Annotated in this window: 20 protein-coding genes and 1 riboswitch; of the genes, 11 read left to right on the forward strand and 9 right to left on the reverse strand. The window is 35.8% G+C overall.

Translation table 11 applies throughout. From position 1 onward, the window contains the following. Window positions 1-249 precede the first annotated feature (249 nt). Both AAIE21_RS18600 and AAIE21_RS18605 read left to right on the forward strand, forming a co-directional pair. Complete coding sequence (locus AAIE21_RS18600; protein WP_343268141.1) at window positions 250-1,449, forward strand: ATP-binding protein; 1,200 nt, start codon at window positions 250-252, stop codon at window positions 1,447-1,449. A 217-nt stretch (window positions 1,450-1,666) separates the two neighbouring features. Then, window positions 1,667-2,887 (forward strand): ATP-binding protein, encoded by a 1,221-nt coding sequence (locus AAIE21_RS18605; RefSeq protein WP_343268142.1) that lies wholly within the window; start codon window positions 1,667-1,669, stop codon window positions 2,885-2,887. 912 nt (window positions 2,888-3,799) lie between these two features. Here AAIE21_RS18605 and AAIE21_RS18610 read toward each other — a convergent pair. Continuing rightward, on the reverse strand, window positions 3,800-4,132 hold the full coding sequence (locus AAIE21_RS18610; protein ID WP_343268143.1) for a hypothetical protein: 333 nt from the start codon (window positions 4,130-4,132) through the stop codon (window positions 3,800-3,802). Window positions 4,133-4,338: 206 nt separating this feature from the next. Between AAIE21_RS18610 and AAIE21_RS18615 the strand changes: the two genes are divergently transcribed. After that, window positions 4,339-4,662 (forward strand): iron-sulfur cluster biosynthesis family protein, encoded by a 324-nt coding sequence (locus tag AAIE21_RS18615; RefSeq protein ID WP_343268144.1) that lies wholly within the window; start codon window positions 4,339-4,341, stop codon window positions 4,660-4,662. A gap of 112 nt (window positions 4,663-4,774) precedes the next feature. Continuing rightward, window positions 4,775-5,680 (forward strand): DMT family transporter, encoded by a 906-nt coding sequence (locus tag AAIE21_RS18620; RefSeq protein WP_343268145.1) that lies wholly within the window; start codon window positions 4,775-4,777, stop codon window positions 5,678-5,680. Window positions 5,681-5,708: 28 nt separating this feature from the next. Here the strand turns inward: AAIE21_RS18620 and AAIE21_RS18625 are convergent, their stop codons facing one another. After that, window positions 5,709-5,930, reverse strand: a complete 222-nt coding sequence (locus AAIE21_RS18625) for a hypothetical protein (RefSeq protein WP_174100125.1) — start codon at window positions 5,928-5,930, stop codon at window positions 5,709-5,711. 579 nt (window positions 5,931-6,509) lie between these two features. On the opposite strand from AAIE21_RS18625, the gene AAIE21_RS18630 reads away from it, so the two are divergent. After that, on the forward strand, window positions 6,510-6,881 hold the full coding sequence (locus AAIE21_RS18630; RefSeq protein ID WP_017153754.1) for an ATP synthase subunit I: 372 nt from the start codon (window positions 6,510-6,512) through the stop codon (window positions 6,879-6,881). A gap of 299 nt (window positions 6,882-7,180) precedes the next feature. Here the strand turns inward: AAIE21_RS18630 and pckA are convergent, their stop codons facing one another. Further along, window positions 7,181-8,767: a phosphoenolpyruvate carboxykinase (ATP) gene (pckA, locus tag AAIE21_RS18635; protein WP_343268146.1), complete on the reverse strand. Its 1,587-nt coding sequence runs from the start codon at window positions 8,765-8,767 to the stop codon at window positions 7,181-7,183. A 229-nt stretch (window positions 8,768-8,996) separates the two neighbouring features. Further along, window positions 8,997-9,119, forward strand: a riboswitch (SAM riboswitch). Window positions 9,120-9,284: 165 nt separating this feature from the next. Here pckA and metK point away from each other — a divergent pair. Further along, window positions 9,285-10,484, forward strand: coding sequence for a methionine adenosyltransferase (gene metK, locus AAIE21_RS18640; RefSeq protein ID WP_343268147.1), 1,200 nt, complete (start codon window positions 9,285-9,287; stop codon window positions 10,482-10,484). 177 nt (window positions 10,485-10,661) lie between these two features. Here the strand turns inward: metK and AAIE21_RS18645 are convergent, their stop codons facing one another. Next, a complete protein-coding gene (locus tag AAIE21_RS18645) occupies window positions 10,662-10,841 on the reverse strand; it encodes a hypothetical protein (RefSeq protein ID WP_343268148.1) in 180 nt (59 codons plus the stop codon). 418 nt (window positions 10,842-11,259) lie between these two features. Here AAIE21_RS18645 and AAIE21_RS18650 point away from each other — a divergent pair, with 418 nt between their 5' ends. Continuing rightward, window positions 11,260-11,769, forward strand: coding sequence for a MogA/MoaB family molybdenum cofactor biosynthesis protein (locus tag AAIE21_RS18650; RefSeq protein WP_343268149.1), 510 nt, complete (start codon window positions 11,260-11,262; stop codon window positions 11,767-11,769). After that, complete coding sequence (locus AAIE21_RS18655) at window positions 11,766-12,374, forward strand: molybdenum cofactor guanylyltransferase (protein WP_343268150.1); 609 nt, start codon at window positions 11,766-11,768, stop codon at window positions 12,372-12,374. Before AAIE21_RS18650 ends, AAIE21_RS18655 begins: the two co-directional genes overlap by 4 nt. An 82-nt stretch (window positions 12,375-12,456) precedes the next feature. Here the strand turns inward: AAIE21_RS18655 and AAIE21_RS18660 are convergent, their stop codons facing one another. The 3 genes from AAIE21_RS18660 to AAIE21_RS18670 form a co-directional block, all read right to left on the reverse strand. Further along, complete coding sequence (locus AAIE21_RS18660) at window positions 12,457-13,602, reverse strand: glycosyltransferase family 4 protein (RefSeq protein WP_343268151.1); 1,146 nt, start codon at window positions 13,600-13,602, stop codon at window positions 12,457-12,459. 12 nt (window positions 13,603-13,614) lie between these two features. After that, window positions 13,615-14,148, reverse strand: a complete 534-nt coding sequence (locus tag AAIE21_RS18665) for a phosphatase PAP2 family protein (RefSeq protein ID WP_343268152.1) — start codon at window positions 14,146-14,148, stop codon at window positions 13,615-13,617. A 488-nt stretch (window positions 14,149-14,636) separates the two neighbouring features. Further along, entirely contained in the window at window positions 14,637-15,149 is a 513-nt protein-coding gene (locus tag AAIE21_RS18670; protein ID WP_241815039.1) for a gamma carbonic anhydrase, read from the reverse strand. 74 nt (window positions 15,150-15,223) lie between these two features. On the opposite strand from AAIE21_RS18670, the gene AAIE21_RS18675 reads away from it, so the two are divergent. The 3 genes from AAIE21_RS18675 (at window position 15,224) to AAIE21_RS18685 (ending at window position 17,634) form a co-directional block, all read left to right on the forward strand. After that, entirely contained in the window at window positions 15,224-16,027 is an 804-nt protein-coding gene (locus AAIE21_RS18675) for an alpha/beta hydrolase (RefSeq protein ID WP_343268153.1), read from the forward strand. Between the two features lie 36 nt (window positions 16,028-16,063). Further along, the gene (locus AAIE21_RS18680; RefSeq protein WP_343268154.1) at window positions 16,064-17,125 is read left to right on the forward strand and encodes a tetraprenyl-beta-curcumene synthase family protein; all 1,062 of its coding nucleotides are present in this window, start codon (window positions 16,064-16,066) and stop codon (window positions 17,123-17,125) included. 140 nt (window positions 17,126-17,265) lie between these two features. Beyond that, window positions 17,266-17,634 (forward strand): PH domain-containing protein, encoded by a 369-nt coding sequence (locus AAIE21_RS18685; RefSeq protein WP_343268155.1) that lies wholly within the window; start codon window positions 17,266-17,268, stop codon window positions 17,632-17,634. 133 nt (window positions 17,635-17,767) lie between these two features. Here the strand turns inward: AAIE21_RS18685 and AAIE21_RS18690 are convergent, their stop codons facing one another. Together AAIE21_RS18690 and AAIE21_RS18695 are read right to left on the reverse strand one after the other, a co-directional pair. After that, window positions 17,768-19,075, reverse strand: coding sequence for a PepSY-associated TM helix domain-containing protein (locus AAIE21_RS18690; RefSeq protein WP_343268156.1), 1,308 nt, complete (start codon window positions 19,073-19,075; stop codon window positions 17,768-17,770). Between the two features lie 174 nt (window positions 19,076-19,249). Further along, window positions 19,250-19,930 (reverse strand): aspartate/glutamate racemase family protein, encoded by a 681-nt coding sequence (locus AAIE21_RS18695; RefSeq protein WP_343268157.1) that lies wholly within the window; start codon window positions 19,928-19,930, stop codon window positions 19,250-19,252. Between the last annotated feature and the right edge of the window lie 7 nt (window positions 19,931-19,937).

Raw genomic sequence — 19,937 nt, forward strand, 5'->3', positions numbered from 1 at the left:
TTCTTGAATGTATAGAGCATCTCTCATATTATAAGTATTATTTTTCATATTTTTTATGATTACGAAGTAAAGAGTTAAGCGGGTTGCTTGTGACAAATAAAAGAAAAAAAGCATCACAAATCTATAAATGATGTTAAATTTTTCTACATAATTCGATAATTTGCTATCTAATCACTGTTGTTGTTTATTATAATAATGTGTGTTAGTAATCAGATAGAGAAAGTATATAGCTTTTGAGGAAGTGTTAAAGTGAAAGAAAACTTTATTTCATTTCAAGAAGAAAAGAAAAATGCCTACCTTTTTTTATGGATATTGAATATTGTGTGGATTATATATGAAATCGTACATTCTATGATGCTAAGAGATTCTGTACCATTTATCAGAGTAGATGATCAAGTTCCAAAGCTTTTGTATGGAGCCTGCTTAATCGCATGCAGTATATATCTGATGAAAAGGAAGCAAGCGTACCGTGTGAAATATATATATTTAATTACTTATATGTGTTTAGAAATTTTTAATTTGTATTGGTATGCGATTCACAATAAAGTAGCGTTCGATGATGGGAATATACTTGAGTTTGTTTTTATTTTATTTGTGCCAATTTTTATGAATAAACGATATTTGCTGTGGCTGTTTTTAATTATTATGGGGAAATATAGTGTGTTTTTGCTTTTAGGAGAAAAAGAGGCGTTTATGCCGTTAATTATGTATAGTCTTTTATTATTTGTAACGTATCTCCTATTGAATCGATTTTTACAGTATCTTTCTGCTGTAAACAATGTAATGCTAGAAAAGCGAGATTCTGAAAAACTTGCGGTTATTGGGAAAATGGCAGCATCTGTTGGACATGAAATTAAAAACCCACTTTCATCATTAAAGGGATTTACACAATTACAGAAAGAGAAGTATGCAGATGATAAAGTGTATGAACAGATGATTGATGAAATTGAGCATATAAACAATATGGTAAGTGAACTGATGATACTTGCAACGTGTAAGCCATCTACCTACAGTAGTCATTTCATAGAAGAAATGGTATCAAATGCGATAAAAGAAATGAGTGCAGAAATAAAAAGAAAACAGCTGCATCTTAGTTATGATGTTGCATCTGATCAAATGAAAATAGATTGTGATAATCGCAAATTAAAAGGAGTATTTTTATACATACTAAAAAACGCGATTGAAGCGATGGAACATGGTGGAACACTTCAGATACATATAAATAAAAGAAATGAATATGGTGTAATCGTAAGTATTATAGATAATGGATGCGGCGTGCAGGAGGAGAATTTACAGCGTATAACAGAGGCTTTCTATACAACAAAGAAAGGTGGTATAGGTTTAGGTCTTACTGTGGCTTGTAAAATTATCGAAGAACATAATGGAGAAATACATATTACGAGTAGAAGAAATGTAGGAACAAAAGTAGATATTATTTTACCTGTATAAGAACAAAAAAACGACATAAAGCCTTTCTTTTTAGGTGGGAGAGAGAATCCGACCATGCATAGAAACGGTCAGTGCTTGTTTTAGCCCCATGCCAAGCGAAAACAAAGGGAGAAATTTTGTTTTCATAGCCACAATTTATATGCTGGAAAATCAAAATGAATTGATATAGAAGGCAAGATGGGTGAAGTATATCTATTGTGAATAGAGGAGTTACTACATGAACAGTGTTTATAGATTAACTAGGGAAGAGATTCGAACATTAAAGCTGTTTTTAAGTTTATTCTTTGCGACTTTTTTTATTTATGAGATTGCGTTTTATTATATTAGGCCTATGCTAGAAGGGGGATTGGATGGGAATCCAATTGTAGAAAGAGGTCTAGGGGTGTGGTTGTATATTCTCATGATTCTATTAGTGTTTGTGGGAATATATGTGGCGAAGCGGAAGAATCCATATGCTGTGAAATATATTATTTTCATAGGATACAATGTATTAGATTTCATTCATAATTTTATCATTTACTACGGAACAGATTTAGAGTTTGACGGAGGAAATATAGTGGAAGGATTTTTCTTCCTTTTTGCACCATTCTTTGTGAATAAACGCTATTTTTGGTTAGTAACGGGAGGGACAATCGTAAAGTATGCGTTAATGGGATTGGTTGTGAATTCTTTTATTGTTCTTATTCCCATTGTTCTTTGTAGTTTATTTTCCATTATAGGATGGATAATTTTATTGAGATTCCAATCTTATATACGCACAATTGAAATGATGCATAAGGAATTGCAAAGGTCAGAGAAGATGACTGTAATTGGAAGAATGGCGACGGTTATCGGGTTTAAAATGCGTAATCCACTCATGCTATTAAAAAGCTTTGTTAGCAAACAACAAGAAAAGTATCCTGAGGATAAAATATATTGCGATATTATGGAGCAAGAAATCGAAAGAATTGATACAATTGCCACCGAACTTGTGGAGCTTGGAAATTCTAAGCCAATGGAATGCGGGAATCATAATATAAAAGACATTCTTTCGTACGTGGTAAGAATTATGGGACAGCCTGCTTCGGAACGAGGAATTAAAATACATACCATTTATAAAGGTGAGTTACCAAGTATAATATGTAATGAAAAACGTTTAAAACAAGTGTTTTTAAATATAATAAAAAATGCGATTGAATCGATGCATTCGGGTGGAACGATTACAATTCAAGTAGCTGTAAAAGATGTGATGATTGTTCGAATCAAGGATGAAGGCTGTGGCATACCGAAAGAAAAAATTCCAAAACTGAACGAAGCCTTTTATACAACGAAAGATGATGGAACTGGCTTAGGATTAGTGGTTACATATAAGATTATTGAAGAGCATCAAGGGAAAATACAATTTGAGAGTGAAGTTGGTGTAGGGACTACAGTTGAGATTATGTTGCCGATTCGCTGATGAATGGGGAAGAGAGGGGGAGGAACCCTCTCTTTTTTGTTAAGAATTATTTTTGATAAAGCGCCATACAAGAAACGATGCAGTGAGAAAGGAGATTCCTATAGCTAAAAAACTGTAGCTTGCACCGTTATACCAAGAAGAAGCTTCAATAAGGATAACACCCATCAGCACGTTGTAAATCATCTGTATTATTCACTTCTCCTTTAATGATTTGAAGGTTCATTTTTTCTCCATTTTCTCCAGTAAAGAAAACATGAACGATATTACTTTGATTTTCTAATATTTCAGCTTGAGATTCTTTTGTTTTGAAAGGAAGGTTAGTCGGTAATTTTGGTTGGAAAGTGGCTGTTTTTAATTGTTTAGATAGATTTGTTTTGTCGAAGTTATGTAAGCTTGAATTATCTTTGCTACAATCGAAGAAAAGCAATGATACGATAAAAAAAGAATGGACAATCTTTGCAATGGAAAATTCTCCTTTTGTTATGAGGTATAATCGTCTTATTATATAAAATTACTATTTTCAAAAAACTTATTGTGAAAAACAATACAAATATTATAGTATGTATATAAATAACTATATTGACATAATTTGTGTTTTGTAAGAGGTGAGATAGATGTGTTCAAAAGGAATATGGCCTATATTTTTTATAATGCTCTTTTCTTTGATAGTAAAAAATATTGTATTAAGTGTGCTTGTTTATGTATATGAAATACCAGATTCGGGCTTTTTCAGTCTTAAAACATTGATTGGATTTATCATATTTGCTTTAATATATATTCCCTTATGGTGGATGTTTAACAAGAGAGAAGAAAGAAAGTTACGTGTAAAAAGGGTAATCTGAAAATGATTCAGCGTTAAGATGTTATATGTATATGAAACCAAAAAGGATTCCTAGTGAATCCTTTTTATAATTAATCTCGCAGACCAAATCCAATTACTTTCTTTGTTTTCATATCAACAAAAGCATCTACATTTCCAAGTGTGTAAGAATGATCAGATGGAAATGAAACACGATAGACTTCTTTTCCGATATAAGAGGAATCTTTGACAGAAGATATTCCGTCTTGCAATGTTTCAGTTGTAATTGTAGCATTTTTCCAGCTATCACTTAGTTCGTCTTTCGTATGTTCAGATAATTGATCCCACACTGTTTTCTTTAATTCGTCTTCAGGGGAAGTGTTACATGAGCTTAATAGAAAGCAGAAAATAGTTAAGACAATGACAAAAAGTATTCGAATGTGCATTTAATCCCACCGTCTTTTCTATATTCTTCAATTTGGAATAAAGAATATGGTGCAATTTGTATTTCTTTTAAAGTTGGCATGATAAACCCTCTTTTATCACATTTATTGTATAGTAGTCTTAATTTTCTGTATACAACAAATGAATAGAATTCATAAAAAGAATGGTACAATATAAGAATTATGTATAGAGGTAGGAGGACTATTGAATGTACGTTACTGTAACAGATGCAGCATATAAAAAAATTATGGATACGATTCCAAGTGAAGCGAAGTTTATAAAATTATTTTATGATAATGAAGGATGCGGCTGCGTGATGAGTGGCATTATTGATTTAGTAGCTGTATCAGAGAAAGATGAACGTGATGTAGACATTGAATCCAATCAATTGCAGTTTATTGCGGATCGCACAAAACTTGTTTTTATGGATGATAAGTTGACCGTTGATCTGCATGAATCAGGAGGACATTTTCAACTGAAAAGTCCAAGTCAATTTTATAATCCAAATATGAAACTTCATATTCGAGTATAATTCATTCGGAGGGAGCAAATTGTGTGCTCCTTTTTCTTATGAAATTTTTCATTTAATGAAATGTACATGTGATTGAATTTTCTGTATAATCTTCAGTGCGGAGGGGATACGGATGAGAAGATGGGGAATTGAATTATTACTTTTAAGTGTTGTTATGATTTTGGGTGTCAATTATACAATTGGAAAATACGGACTTGAGGAATTTACAGCAATTGAGTTTACTGCGCTCCGTATGATCACCGCAGCACCGCTATTATTATTACTTACATTTTATATTGAAAAGTCATTGCATATGGAATTAAGGGATATACCGAGGCTCATTGTAGTTAGTGTGGTGGGAATCGTGCTGTATCAAACATTATTTATGGAAACCATCAAATATACATCCGCTACGAACGCTTCCTTACTCATTTCTATTTCACCTATTTTTACAACGATGTTTGCAGTTTTTTTGAAACAAGAGAAGTTTTCTCAGCGAAAGTTAGTCGGTTCTATGATAGCTTGCATTGGTGCTGCTCTTGTTTTATTAGCTGGGCATTCACTTGCTGGTTCCTTTTATGGAAATGGAATTGGACTCATTACCTCGATATGCTGGGGGCTGTATCCAGTTTTAGCAGGACCACTGATTAAAAAATATTCAGCACTTCGCGTGACTGCATGGTCAGCAGTTGTTGGAGCGATTCCACTCGCTATACTGAGCGGATGGCATATTTTTTCATTGCCGTTTCAAATTGAACAAGGAATGACATGGTTTGCGCTATTATATTCTATTTTCTTCGTCACAGTATTTGGCTTAGTTATGTGGTATATTGGAGTTCAAAAAATTGGGGCCTCTCATACAATGGTGTATATGTATATTACGCCATTTGTTGCAGTTGTATTTGCGGCGGTATGGGCGAAGGAATATATTTCGCTGCAACAAATAATCGGCGGAGGGATTATTTTTCTCGGTTTATGGTTTGTGAAATCTGAAAAGCTTGAAACGCAGTCAATTGCGCCAGAACATATATCAAAATAGGAAAACAGATCAGTTATGATCTGCTTTCCTATTTTTTTATTTTGGGCAGAAATATAAGGAACAAAATAGCAGTAATAAGTGGAAGTAAGTTGAGAAAAGGTATGCGAAACAGTGCAATGAGAATAATACCAGGAAGAAGGACACCGAGGACAGCATAGAAAATACTATGTTTCTTTGTGTACCAATATAACGAGAGTCCTATAAGTGCAGGGATAATGAGGTGGATGAGAGCCATTAAAAAATAAATCATGGGAGGCCTCCTTTAAAATATATTAAAAGCTTTCTTTTTAGATGGGAGAGAGAATCCGCTTATGAATAGAAGCGGTCAGTGACCTTTTTCGCCCCATGTCATGTGAGAACAGAAAGAGGGAACGAGAAGATGTTTCTGTTTGTTGTCGTGGCAACAAGTTGTATGTTGAAATTCAAATCGAAAGAAAATTTTCTTTTTTAGATGAGAGAGGATTCGCTCATGGATAGAAGCGGTCAGATCCTTATTTCGCTCCATGCCGAGTGAAAACAAACGGATAAAACAAATGGAGGTCTCTTTTTGTTTCCAATGCCATGGTTTATATATTGGAAAATTAAAGTGGATATATATACATCATATCCATATGTTTATAGATTGATATCCTTTTTTTGTAAATCTATGAAAAATGTTTGAAAAAAAGTCATAAATTCCGTCTGCCTTCAAACTAGAAATCTTGTATAATATTATTTTCGAAAAATATTTTAACAACATAAGTGTAGTGATTATGTTGTTTTTCTTTTGAATGTAACAGATAAAGTCTGATGATATGTAAATAAGATGATGATGGTAAAGGAGAACTGCATGATTAGTATGTCACTAAGGTCATTTAAAATTCAAATGTATTATTTGCTAGGCGCGATGCTGTTAGGATGGGCGATGACACCTTTTTCAGCTCACTTTTTAGGTGTAGGAATTGGTTTACTCGTTAGTATGTATTGTGTCTGGATTTTAGGAAGACGCATTGAAAAGCTTGGAGATAGTATTGTAAAAAAGAGTAAAGCACCAACACTTGGTATGATTAATCGATTCGCAGCAGCGATACTAGGCGCAATTATTATGTATGAGATTGAACACCATATGGTTATGTGGGCGTTTGCTGTTGGGATTATGGGCGGTTATTTCTTAATTGTTATTAATTTAGGGTATTACAGCATGAAAGATGCGAAGAAATAAATGCAAACCCCTTTTTTAGGTGGGAAGAGAGGATCCGCTCATGGATAGAAGCGGTCAGTGCCTATTTTTGCCTCATGCCATGTGAAAACAAGAGGAGGATGCGAGTGGAGGTCCCTGTTTGTTCTTTATAGTAGCGACGTATATAGAAAAAGGCTTACGAAAAAATCGTAAGCCTTTTTTATTGTAAGTATGTGTAACCAGCAAAGCCGCATGGGTTTTGTCGGTGAGTACGCGATCCTTTTAGGTTACAACATGCTTATTCATATGAGTAAAGGTCATTCAGACAGTAAAGGTTTAAATTAAGCGATTGGACCGCCTAATTTGATAATATCTTCAGAAATGTTCTCGAATTTCTTGAAGTTTTCTTTGAATTTATCTGCAAGTTCGATTGCTTTTGCTTTGTAAGCAGCTTGATCAGCCCATGTTTGTTCAGGCATTAATACTTCATCAGGTACACCTGGTACATGAAGTGGTACTTCAAGACCAAAGATGTCATGTTTCGCTGTTTCAGCGTTATCAAGCTCGCCGTTTAATGCTGATTGTACCATTGCACGAGTGTAACCTAAGTTCATACGCTTTCCAACGCCGTATTCGCCGCCAGTCCAGCCAGTGTTTACTAAGAATACTTTCGCATCATGTTTCTCGATCTTTTCACCAAGCATTTCAGCATAGCGAGATGCATCAAGTGGTAAGAATGGAGAACCGAAGCAAGTTGAGAATGTCGCTTGCGGAGATGTTACGCCGCGCTCAGTTCCAGCTAGTTTACTAGTGTAACCGCTTAAGAAATGGTACATAGCTTGCTCTTTATTTAATTTACTGATTGGAGGTAATACCCCAGATGCATCAGCAGTTAAGAAAATAATTGTATTTGGATGTCCTGCGACACTTGGTACTACGATATTATCAATCGCGTGAAGTGGGTATGCAGCACGTGTATTTTCTGTTAATGTAGTATCATTATAATCTGCAATACGTGTTTGATTATCAATTACAACGTTCTCAAGCACTGATCCAAATGTAATTGCATCAAAAATTTGTGGCTCTTTTTCATGAGACAGGTTAATACATTTCGCGTAGCAACCGCCTTCAATATTGAACACGCCGTTATCAGACCAACCGTGCTCATCATCACCGATTAATTTACGGTGTGGGTCAGCAGATAGTGTTGTTTTACCTGTTCCAGATAAACCGAAGAATAAAGCAACATCGCCTTCTTCACCTACGTTTGCAGAGCAGTGCATAGATAAAATATCTTGTTCTGGAAGTAAGAAGTTCATAATAGAGAAAATTGATTTTTTCATTTCTCCAGCGTATTCAGTACCACCAATTAATACGATGCGTTTTTCAAATGAAACCATGATGAATGCTTCAGAATTTGTGCCGTCGATCGCTGGATCTGCCTTAAAGCTTGGTGCAGAGACAATTGTAAATTCAGATTCATGAGTTGCTAATTCTTCTTCAGTTGGACGAATAAATAATTGATGTACAAATAAATTGTGCCATGCATATTCGTTAACAACTTGTAAAGGAAGACGATAGTTACGATCAGCACCAGCGAATCCTTTGAATACGAATAATTCTTCTTTTTCCTTTAAGTATTCTAATACTTTTGTATATAATTTATTAAAATGTTCTTCAGAAATCGGTTGATTTACGGGTCCCCAAGCAATCTTATCTGCAACCGAAACTTCTTTCACAATAAATTTATCTTTAGGAGAACGTCCTGTATATTTTCCTGTAGAAGCAGAGACGGCACCAGTAGAAGTTAATTTCCCTTCATTTCTCATTAGTACTTTTTCTACTAATTGTGGAACGCTTAGTTGAACCTGTGCATTGCTTCCGTTCAGTAATTCGTGTAATCCAATTTGGACATTCACAGTACTCATATTTATATACCATCCTTTTCATTTTAATGAAATATTTCTCGTAATCCCCACCAAGAGTATAACACAATCATATAAATAATGTATACTATTTATTTGTTTTTGTTTGTGTGAATGTATTATTTTCCTATTAATATTTCGTTCGACAAGAAACGCGAAAAACTTGTAGGAAAATGTGAATATTAATTGACAAATGAATATCATTTCTTTAGTATAGGTTGGGACGGATACTCTCTTATCCCGAGCTGGCGGAGGGACAGGCCCGATGAAGCCCGGCAACCTCACTTGTAACGGTAATAAACAAGTGAATAGGTGCTAAAACCTGTGCGAGGCGAACGGTCTCGAACGATAAGAGCGAAGGGCAAAAAGCAGTATGCAAGTAGCAAATTAAACCTTTCCTCTATAATAGGAAAGGTTTTTCTTTATACTTGTGTGGGAGAATAAATGAATGTCGCAGTTTGTGGCAAATTAAGGATGAGTTCCGTACAATATATACAATTACTGTAGGGAGGTTTACCACATGACAAAACAACGTCATCTGTTCACATCTGAGTCTGTAACTGAAGGACATCCAGATAAAATTTGTGACCAAATTTCTGATTCAATTTTAGATGCGATCTTAGCAAAAGACGCAAATGCACGTGTAGCTTGTGAAACAACAGTAACAACTGGTTTAGTATTAGTAGCGGGAGAAATTACGACTTCTACTTATGTAGATATTCCAAAGATCGTTCGTGAAACAATCCAAGGAATCGGTTATACTCGTGCAAAATACGGATTCGATGCAGAAACTTGTGCAGTTTTAACATCTATCGATGAGCAATCTGCTGACATCGCTATGGGGGTTGACCAAGCGTTAGAAGCACGTGAAGGTCAAATGACTGACGCTGAGATTGAGGCAATTGGTGCAGGAGACCAAGGTTTAATGTTTGGTTTCGCATGTAATGAAACAAAAGAATTAATGCCACTTCCAATCTCACTTGCTCACAAATTAGCTCGTCGTTTAACTGAAGTTCGTAAAGATGAAACATTAGAATACTTACGTCCAGACGGTAAAACGCAAGTTACAGTTGAGTATGATGAAAATGGTAAACCAGTACGTATCGATACAATTGTAATTTCTACACAGCATCATCCAGAAGTTACATGGGAACAAATCGATAGCGACTTAAAAGAGCACGTAATCAAAGCTGTAGTACCAGCAGAATTAATGGATGAAGAAACGAAATTCTTCATTAACCCAACTGGTCGTTTCGTAATCGGTGGACCACAAGGAGATGCTGGTTTAACAGGACGTAAAATCATCGTTGATACTTACGGTGGATACGCTCGTCACGGCGGCGGTGCATTCTCTGGTAAGGATGCTACAAAAGTTGACCGTTCTGCAGCATACGCAGCTCGTTATGTTGCGAAAAACATCGTAGCAGCTGGCCTTGCTGACAAAGCAGAAGTACAACTTGCATACGCAATTGGCGTAGCACAACCAGTATCAATTTCAGTTGATACATTCGGCACTGGTAAAGTATCTGAAGAAGTACTAGTAGAACTAGTTCGTAGCAACTTCGATCTTCGCCCAGCTGGCATTATCAAAATGTTAGACTTACGTCGCCCAATTTACCAACAAACAGCAGCTTACGGACACTTCGGACGTACTGATGTAGACCTTTCATGGGAACGTACAGACAAAGCAGCAGCTTTAAAAGAGCAAGCTGGTCTATAATATAGGAAGAAAAAGCTTTGCGCGAAGGCGCAAAGCTTTTTTTATTGATTAGTCATTTTCTTTGAGTATATATGAGCTAATTTCACGGCACATAATTGTGGAATCAAATTTAGGAAGCTAACCAATATAAATAATTGAGTTGGTGTTAAAGGTTTAAAATATCCACCCCAATGTTCATCATCCTTTCTTTTGACGTGCTTTCCCGGCACAAAATGCACTACATAATAGAAAGATTGTCGCAAATCCCCATCCACCGATTGCTGAATAAGGAACAGCATCCTTTAACGCCATCCCAGCACTGATGGAAGCGACAAACAGAAGGATAAATACCGTTGTAAGTTTTTGATATAGTTCCATGAATAAGCCCCCTAATTATGAAAATTTGTTTAGTTTGCATTAGATTGTTCCACGTGATTCAAAATCCAATTAAATAGGCGATTACGAGAGGGGTTGCTGTACTTGTTAAGGATGTGCGGTCAGAACTGCCGGGCATTTGGATAGAGAATTTTACAATAACGATATCTCATCCATAGGAAATAATTTGATAGCGGCTTAGATGAATGGAAAATGGGACTTGGTGCAAGTTGTTTTATATTGTTAAATACAATTCGAATTATGGATAAATACCTTTTTATGGTTATATATACTTATATTGTATCATGATGTTTTGTTCATTTGATACATAATTGTAGACATGTGATGTATTTCATATTTCATAAAGTTTCGATACGATATGATAAAATGATGAGTAGTTCATAAGAAGGAGCGAATAAAAATGAGCGTAATAGAACATAAAAAACAAGCGCCAAAAAAAGTGCGCTGTAAAATTATTACGGTGTCTGATACACGTACAGAAGAGACAGATAAGAGCGGTAAGTTGTTAAAAGAATTATTAGTAGAAGCAGGACACACGGTAACTGCTTATGAAATTGTAAAAGACGATAAAGAAAGTATTAGACAGGCTGTATTAAGTGGATATCACCAAGAAGATGTTGATGTTGTATTAACAAATGGAGGAACGGGTATTACGAAGCGTGATGTTACGATTGAGGCAGTTTCGGCATTATTAGATAAAGAAATTGTTGGATTTGGTGAATTATTTCGGATGATTAGTTATTTAGAAGATATCGGAAGTGCTGCAATGTTAAGTAGAGCAATTGGCGGAACAATTGGAAGAAAAGTTGTCTTTTCGATGCCGGGTTCTAGCGGAGCAGTTCGCCTTGCAATGAATAAATTGATTTTACCAGAGCTTGGACACATTACATTTGAGCTGCATCGACAATGAAAAAAATAGCAGGGATTATATTAGCAGGTGGTATGTCAAGACGCTTTGGTGAGCCGAAAGCCTTAGCAAGCTGGCAAGGGCATACTTTTATTGAACACATTGTTCAGGTCATGCAGACTACCGTGCAAGATGTAGTTGTCGTTAGTCATCCTGATATAAGAGAAAGAATTGTTACTTTAGTAGACGTTCCTGTTATAGAAGATATTCCTTCCTATAAAGGAGAGGGACCACTTGCGGGGATTGTATCGGGAATGGAACAAATAAAGGCGCAGTGGTATATCGTTTCGCCTTGTGATACACCGAATCTTTCAAATGAGTGGATTACAGCATTAATAGGGCAAATCAGTGATGAATATGAGGCAATCGTTCCAGTGATTGATGGAAAAAAACAGCCACTATTAGCGGCCTATCATGATCGTGTAAAAGAAAAAATATGCGCATTGTTACATGAAGAAAAACGAAGTATGGGACAACTTTTATCGCAGTGTAACGTAAAATATGTGATGGAAGTTGAATTGAATGTAGCGAAAGAATTGTTTGTGAATGTAAATACAAAAGAGGAATATGTCCGGTTACTGAATGAAAACAAGAACAAAAAGGTATGACATTATAGCGTCATACCTTTTTGTTCTTTTATGAATACGCTAGATGAGTTCGTTGCTGTATGTTTTGCGTTCAATTTTTCTATTATGCAAGTAGTTCGGCATTGTTTTGCTGAAGCACCTCTTCATATTGCATGTATAAGCCGTGGAAAATCTCATCCCAGTTTTGTGTAGCGGCGTAGGAACAGGCTGCTGTACCCATCTGTTTTCGCAGTTCGTTATTATTTAATAATTGATAAATAGATGATAAAAATGATTCCGAGTTTTTTGGTTCACAAAGAAAACCTGTTTTTCCATTTGCAACAATATTTTTTACCCCACCAGAATTTGCACCAAGTACTGGTGTGCCACATGCAAGGGATTCAAGGACGACATTGCCAAATGTTTCGGTGGCTGATGGAAAGACCATCAGGTCAGAGCATGCATAAGCTTCCGCTAAGTTTTTCCCTTGTAAATATCCTGTAAAGGTCACGTTAGTTGTTGGTACGGTTTTACGTAATTCCTTAGCAAGGGGGCCATCTCCAGCAATAAGCCAATGAATATCATCTGTTCGTTCTTTCAGTGTTATTTGAATCAATATACGAAGCGTCTCGATATCTTTTTCAGGAGCAATGCGGCCGGCGTAGGAAAGAATGTAGGGAGCAGTAATATTATATTTTTTTCGGAATAGGTCTTTATTGTAAGCAGGATGGAAGAGAGAACAATCTACTCCTCTTCCCCAAATATATAAATTTTGAAATCCTTTTTTTGTTAATTGCTGTAATATTTCAAGAGAAGGGACAAAGTTTTTTTGCATATGGCTATGAAACCATTTTAAATAATTCCATAACATATTGGAGAAAAATTCAATTTTATAATATTGCAAGTAGGCATCAAAGTCAGTGTGATAAGAACCGACAAGAGGGATATTTAATTTTTTTGCGTAATACATGCCGCATAGTCCCATGTTAAAAGGAGTAGCAACATGAATAATATCGGGTCTAAACTTGAGAAGTTCCCGCCTAATACGCGGAGTTGGAAAAGCGAATCGACATTCTGGATATAATATTTTCAACGGGATACTTCTCATTTTATTCACATTGGCTACGAAGTCATCTTCTGCCGTATGCTGCGGTGCAAATACGGAATAGGAAATATTTTGTTTTTGAAAATAACAGGTCAAACGATCTAATGTTTTTGCCACGCCGTTTACTTGCGGTGTAAATGTATCAGTAAATATAGCGACTCTCATCCAATCGCTCCTTTACATGAAAAGTGGAATGAATTGATAAAAAGAGATGATGCCAGAACATGTGCCAAGGCACATACCTACAAGTACATCTGATGGATAGTGAAGCCCAAGATAGATACGGGAAATTCCTACAATCATTGCTAATGGAAGTAAAAAGGCTGCCAAGTTTGTATCGTAACAAATAAATGGAACAACAATTGAAAAAATAGCTGTTGTATGACCAGATGGAAATGAATGATCTTGTAATGGATGCAATGGGTATTTCGCATCTTGAATTGTTAAATAAGGCCGTTTACGTGGGTACCACCTTTTTAAAATTTGCACAGGAATATGACTTATTGCTAATGAAAGAGCTGCTGCAATTGTGGCAGTGTGCAGAAGCCCTTTTGAAAAGATAAGAAAGCATAACGTGAGCGAGATCGAAAAGATTGCGCCACCGATATGTGTAATCGTGCGGAAAAAGATATTTAATGTTTTTTGATCAAAGTAACGGTTAATTCCTTTGAAAATGTAACATTCTATTTTATATAAGGAGCTGACCTTCATGAAACCTTTCCCCCTCATTTACATATATATTCAGATGCTATCTTCTATTTTAATAAGATTTTATTGAGGGAATAATAAGGTTTTGTAAAGAAAGTGTTAGAGTTTTAACGAAAAAAGCTGCCACTTTAGTGGCAGCAAGTATATAAATACAAATTGAAAAAATGACATAAAACTATTCTTTTTAGGTGGGAGAGAGCATCCGGCCATGCATAGAAGCGATCAGACCCTTTGCCTGCCCTATGCCAAGTTAAAACAAAGAGAGAAAACGAGCGTAGTTCACTTTTTGTTCTTCATAGCAGCAGATTATATGTCGAAAAATCAAAATGGATGTATCCCGCATTAACGGGCAGTAAGATTCCCACCTCAAGATTCAGAGAGAAACAAGGAAGATAGGTGGGAGATCAACTGCCCGTAAAAGCCCGATTGGTGAGGGCTAATAATCAGTGGGGGATGGCCCCCCACTGATTAAAGTTTCACTTTATATAGAACTATTTTTGCAGTGATTTATAGTACTGTCCTTTTTCAACATATTGTCTACGAATGCGTTCCATATCTTTTCGATCTTCATCTGTTAATTCGCGAATGACTTTTGCAGGACGACCGAAAGCGAGCGTATTAGGCGGGATTTTCTTTCCTTGTGAAACTAAGCTCCCAGCGCCGATAAATGCACCTTCGCCAATTTCGGCACCGTCTAAAATGATAGAACCCATCCCAATTAAAGCATCTTTTTTTAAGGTGCAGCTATGTAAAATCACTTGATGTCCAACTGTCACATCGTCTTCTAAAATAAGGGGGTACTGCGGACTTTGATGAAGTGTACATTGATCTTGCACATTTACTCTGTTTCCAATGATTGTTGGTGAGACATCGCCACGAATAACTGTATTAAACCAAATGCTTGATTCTTCACCAATTGTGACATCGCCTGTAATTGTAACGTAGTCAGCGATAAAAGTACTACTCGCAATTTTCGGATTTTTATCTTTATAAGGATATATCATGTAAAGCCTTCCTTTCCTAGAAACTAGTTTTAGTGTATCAAATTACAGAAAAGAGTGAAATGGAGGAGTTTCTTATGTGGAATTATGAAGCGGAAGAGGCAAAAGCTGTAATTGTAATTGTACATGGTGCGATGGAATATCACGGACGTTATGAAGCGCTAGCCGAAATGTGGAATCATTTCGGTTATCATGTTGTTATGGGAGATCTTCCGGCTCATGGAACAACTTCAAGAAATAGAGGACATATTGACTCGTTTGATGAATACATAGAAGAAATAAAATTATGGGCGAAAGAAGCGAGGAAATATCGGTTGCCTATTTTTTTATTTGGACATAGTATGGGTGGTCTGATTGTTATTCGGATGATGGAAGAAACGAAGAGAGAAGATATAGATGGTATCATATTAAGCTCGCCATGTTTAGGAGTCTTAGCTGCACCTGCTGCGCCGCTTCGTGCGATTTCAAAGGTGCTAAATATCCTCGCACCGAAACTTCAATTCCAAACAAACCTTACAGTAGAAATGTCAACGCGAAATAAAGAAATTCGGGATGCTATGGAGAATGATTCATTGTTCTTGCGCAAGGTGTCAGTTCGTTGGTATAGTGAATTGATAAAATCTATCCAGATCGCTCATGATAAAATAGATGAATTTCCAGACATTCCGCTCTTGCTAATGCAGGCATGTGAGGATAAACTTGTAGATAAAACACGTGTCCGTAAATGGTTTGATAACTTAAAGGTTAGTGATAAGGCGTATAAGGAATGGTCAAATTGTTATCATGAGCTATTAAATGAGTATGAGCGAGATGAAATTTTTAGCTATATCAAAGCATTTACTGAAATACATGTAAATAACATAATAGAAACAAATAAATAATGATTTGGACATTTAATAGAGGAGATGAAGGAAGAAGTGAACGTACCGAGTAATCCCATAACGCTCATGGCGAAAGTATACCGTGATGTGTTTCCGGCTGTACACCATGAGCTAGCGATGTGGAAAGAGCGTGCCTACCATATTCCGAATGATGAGCTTCATAACCAAGCAATTGCAAGTATTGAACATAAAACGTTTCATTGTGAAGGCGGTGGTATTTTAGCGCTGCTTGCAAATGAACACCGTGAGGATTGTATTCGTTTTATTGTGGCGTATCAGACGATTAGTGATTACTTAGATAATTTATGTGATCGTAGTACATCGCTTGATCCGAATGATTTTGCCGCACTGCATGAATCAATGATAACAGCACTAACACCTGAAAGTGAAGGAACGAATTACTATCGTTACCGTGATGATCAAGATGATGGTGGTTATTTAGATGAGCTTGTTGCAACATGCCAAGATGTGTTGCGAAAAACAAAGCATTATGACAAAATTGCTCCAATTCTTCACGAGCTTGCTTGTTACTATTGTGATTTGCAAATTCATAAGCATGTGAAATTAGAAGAAAGAGAGCCACGCTTGCAAACATGGTTTGAAGCTCATAAAGAAAATGTACCAGCGATGAGCTGGTTTGAATTTTCTGCATGTGCAGGATCCACACTTGGAATCTTTTGTCTCGTGGCATATGCGTTTCATGATGAATTACTTGATGAAGATATTGCAAAGATCAAGCAAGGTTATTTTCCATATGTACAAGGACTTCATATTTTACTTGATTATTTCATTGATCAAGAAGAAGATCGTATTGGCGGAGACTTAAACTTCTGTAGTTATTATGAAAATGAACAAGTCATATTAGAACGAATGAAGCATTTTGTGGAAGAAGCAGAAAGAAATATCGGTGACTTACCGCATGCGAAGTTTCATCGTCTTATTAGCCGTGGTCTCCTTGGAATTTATTTATCGGACCAAAAGGTATCAGAGCAAAAGAATATGCAGCAAATGGCACGACGCATTGTGAAATATGGTGGATTCACTTCACGATTCTTCTATTGGAACGGGAAGATGTATAGAAAGAAAATGGCGGAGTGATAGAGAAAGAAAAAGACGTGTATATGATGCACGTCTTTTTTGATTGGTTTTTGACGAGAATCCTCGCTGTACTTTGTTTTTACTTTATATTCCAATTTTAGGATAATTAAAATATAACCATTTCAAAAGGTGGTGGAAGCATGGGGAATGTATTAGATCAAGCCAAAGAGAGACTATTGGAAGATGAAAATATTGTATCGTACTTGCAATGTTCTTTAGAAACTTTCATATATCGGAGTGTCATGCGACCAGGTGTAATCGTTTTGACAAATAAAAGGCTCTTTTTCTGTGGACCTGATATTGCTGGAAATACATTATTTGAAGAATTTTCATTTGATAACATATCCACTATAAAGGTGAAAGAAGGTTTGTTTGGAACGAAAATTTCCATTCTGCACGGTACGGAGTGGATAAAGATAAAACATATTCAACGTGCAGATCCTAGTATGTTTGTTCGGAAGGTAGAAGAAATAATAGTGGCTGGAAGGAAGAATCACAATTATACATAATGATGAATAGAGCTGGTGCTCTAACAACAACGGATTATATAGTCTAAGTTGATAATGCTCATTGTTAAATTTGTGGAAGAAAGAGAAAAATGAAAAAAGCATTTGTACAAGATGAATTGTACAAATGCTTTTTTCATTTTTTTACCCGTATTTTAGAGTAAAGATATAGTGAAAATTCAACAATAAAAATAATAAGAACAGAGAAACCGAATAAAGGCATTACAATACCTAAAACAATCATAATAAGTATGAAGACAAATAGACTTTTTTTATCTTTTTGTTTTGGTGGTGCTCCTAGCTTACCTTGTGGTTTTCTTGCTAGCCACATTTTAACACCAAAATAAATGAGAAATAACAAGGATAAGGCTGTAAGTAAGCATAGTATTTTATTTGGCCATCCGAATAAATGTCCTTCATGAAGAGGGATACCATAGGAAAACCATTGTGCAAATAATCCATAGTCACGATAGTCAATTTTTGAAATAAGCTCCCCGCTATATTGATCAAAATATGCAGTAATCTCTTCATTTGGTGATACGTGCATTCCTGTAATACCAGAACCACTAGATTTCGAAACTGTGAATACTCCTTTTGAATTATTTGGCAATGAAATGACATACGGTTTTTCAATGTTAAGCTTTTTTTCTAGCTCATCGATTAAAAGTGTACTCTGCTCAGTAAAATCTGATTGTGGGAGAGTTTCTTGTCTAGTCGCCCATGGCAATTCTTTAAATTGAGACTCTGGTGGCGCCATATATAATTTTGGATATCCAAGTGATTCACTTGAAGTTGTGATATTATAAATTTGTTTCCCCATGAAAGCAGACCAAGGTAATCCTGTCAGTACTAAGAGGACGAGTGGAATTGTAAATACGATACCGATTATGCTGTGTAGTCGTTTTGAACGCTCTCTAGCATTTGCTATCGGAGTATTTTTGAAACGTTTTATACTCATGTACAAACCTGTAACAATTAGAAAAATGGTCCAGCAAGCAGCAAGTTCTACTAAGTAGTTTACAATAGTTCCACCAACTAGAAGGGAACTGTGTAATTCCCGCATTATACTGGCAAACGTTTCATTTGCGTTTTGATCTCCAACAATTTGATTATGGTTATCTAAATAAACATATTTTTGATCACCTGTATGTTCATTTTTCATTGTAAGTCTAGTATTATGTTCGTCTTTAAAATGAATAATTTTTGTAACGGTATAGTGAGGATACTTCTTTTCTGTTAGCGAAACAGATTCAGACATAGACAGAGATTCGGTTTGCTCACTATTTCCAAAATATAAATCTTTATAAATGAAATTTTCAACTTCCTCTCGAAACAGATATCCAATGCCGCTGAGTGATAAAGTAATGAGAAGTGGCGTAATAAATAGACCGGCGTAAAAATGCCACCTCCAGAAAATGTAGTGAAGCGAACGATTTAGTTTCATACTTTAATGCCCCTAACCTTCCATATATGAATAGAATATGTATTTAATATAGCGAGACTAGGTGTGATTACTTTGAAAAAATTGTGAAAAAAATAAAAAATCTTAGGGGAATAGGAAAAGACGTACAGCATGTGTACGTCTTTTTGTTCTTGGCGTATAGAATATGTATGTAATTTACAATTGATTTGCTAAATATTTATGAACAACCGCCTTAGCAAGACAAAGCGATGAATCCACAAAGTAAAGGTTATTTGTTCCTGTGTTTGATACAACATTTAAATCGGTACAAGCTATAATAACGACATCCACTGCTTCAGATAATTCTATACAAAGTGTATGCCATAATTCGTTTGCTTTATTGATGTTTCCTGTTTTTATGTTAGAAATAATTTGAGTGATCGTGGTTTGCCAGCTATTTTTATGTATATAGTCCATACCACGTTTTGTAATCCCATCTTGATATATGTCAGATTGAATAGTTGCATCGGTTGCTAAGAGAGCTATTTTTTTAACATGATTTGGTATTTCTTTTATCGTCTCATCTACCATGTTTAAAATGGGAACTGAAATCGAGTTTTGTAACTGATTCAAATATAGGTGAGCTGTATTACATGGCATGGCAATAAAATCGACACCTGTACTTTCAAGTTTCTTTGCACCAGTTATAATAGCCTGTTCCATAGCTTTATGATCGATCGGTCTATCGATATAAAAAGGTGTTGGACAAGAATAAATCATCATATGAGGAAAGTCCATATCATGTTTTGCACCGTATATTTTTTGGCATTGCTCAACGACTGTATCAACGAATGGACCTGTTGATCTTGGCCCCATTCCTGCTAGTATTCCGATCATTATTGTA

It is taken from the genome of Paenibacillus sp. 102 (assembly GCF_039549175.1).
In the GTDB taxonomy this organism is placed as follows: Bacteria; Bacillota; Bacilli; order Bacillales; family Bacillaceae_G; genus Bacillus_A.

Coding starts and splice junctions, on each gene's coding strand:
- AAIE21_RS18630 (WP_017153754.1), top strand. CDS start 6,510: ATGATTAGTATGTCACTAAGGTCATTTAAAATTCAAATGTATTATTTG.
- AAIE21_RS18685 (WP_343268155.1), top strand. CDS start 17,266: ATGGGGAATGTATTAGATCAAGCCAAAGAGAGACTATTGGAAGATGAA.
- AAIE21_RS18675 (WP_343268153.1), top strand. CDS start 15,224: ATGTGGAATTATGAAGCGGAAGAGGCAAAAGCTGTAATTGTAATTGTA.
- AAIE21_RS18605 (WP_343268142.1), top strand. CDS start 1,667: ATGAACAGTGTTTATAGATTAACTAGGGAAGAGATTCGAACATTAAAG.
- AAIE21_RS18665 (WP_343268152.1), bottom strand. CDS start 14,148: ATGAAGGTCAGCTCCTTATATAAAATAGAATGTTACATTTTCAAAGGA.
- pckA (WP_343268146.1), bottom strand. CDS start 8,767: ATGAGTACTGTGAATGTCCAAATTGGATTACACGAATTACTGAACGGA.
- AAIE21_RS18615 (WP_343268144.1), top strand. CDS start 4,339: ATGTACGTTACTGTAACAGATGCAGCATATAAAAAAATTATGGATACG.
- AAIE21_RS18660 (WP_343268151.1), bottom strand. CDS start 13,602: ATGAGAGTCGCTATATTTACTGATACATTTACACCGCAAGTAAACGGC.
- AAIE21_RS18625 (WP_174100125.1), bottom strand. CDS start 5,930: ATGATTTATTTTTTAATGGCTCTCATCCACCTCATTATCCCTGCACTT.
- AAIE21_RS18690 (WP_343268156.1), bottom strand. CDS start 19,075: ATGAAACTAAATCGTTCGCTTCACTACATTTTCTGGAGGTGGCATTTT.
- AAIE21_RS18610 (WP_343268143.1), bottom strand. CDS start 4,132: ATGCACATTCGAATACTTTTTGTCATTGTCTTAACTATTTTCTGCTTT.
- metK (WP_343268147.1), top strand. CDS start 9,285: ATGACAAAACAACGTCATCTGTTCACATCTGAGTCTGTAACTGAAGGA.
- AAIE21_RS18670 (WP_241815039.1), bottom strand. CDS start 15,149: ATGATATATCCTTATAAAGATAAAAATCCGAAAATTGCGAGTAGTACT.
- AAIE21_RS18620 (WP_343268145.1), top strand. CDS start 4,775: ATGAGAAGATGGGGAATTGAATTATTACTTTTAAGTGTTGTTATGATT.
- AAIE21_RS18650 (WP_343268149.1), top strand. CDS start 11,260: ATGAGCGTAATAGAACATAAAAAACAAGCGCCAAAAAAAGTGCGCTGT.
- AAIE21_RS18645 (WP_343268148.1), bottom strand. CDS start 10,841: ATGGAACTATATCAAAAACTTACAACGGTATTTATCCTTCTGTTTGTC.
- AAIE21_RS18655 (WP_343268150.1), top strand. CDS start 11,766: ATGAAAAAAATAGCAGGGATTATATTAGCAGGTGGTATGTCAAGACGC.
- AAIE21_RS18695 (WP_343268157.1), bottom strand. CDS start 19,930: ATGATCGGAATACTAGCAGGAATGGGGCCAAGATCAACAGGTCCATTC.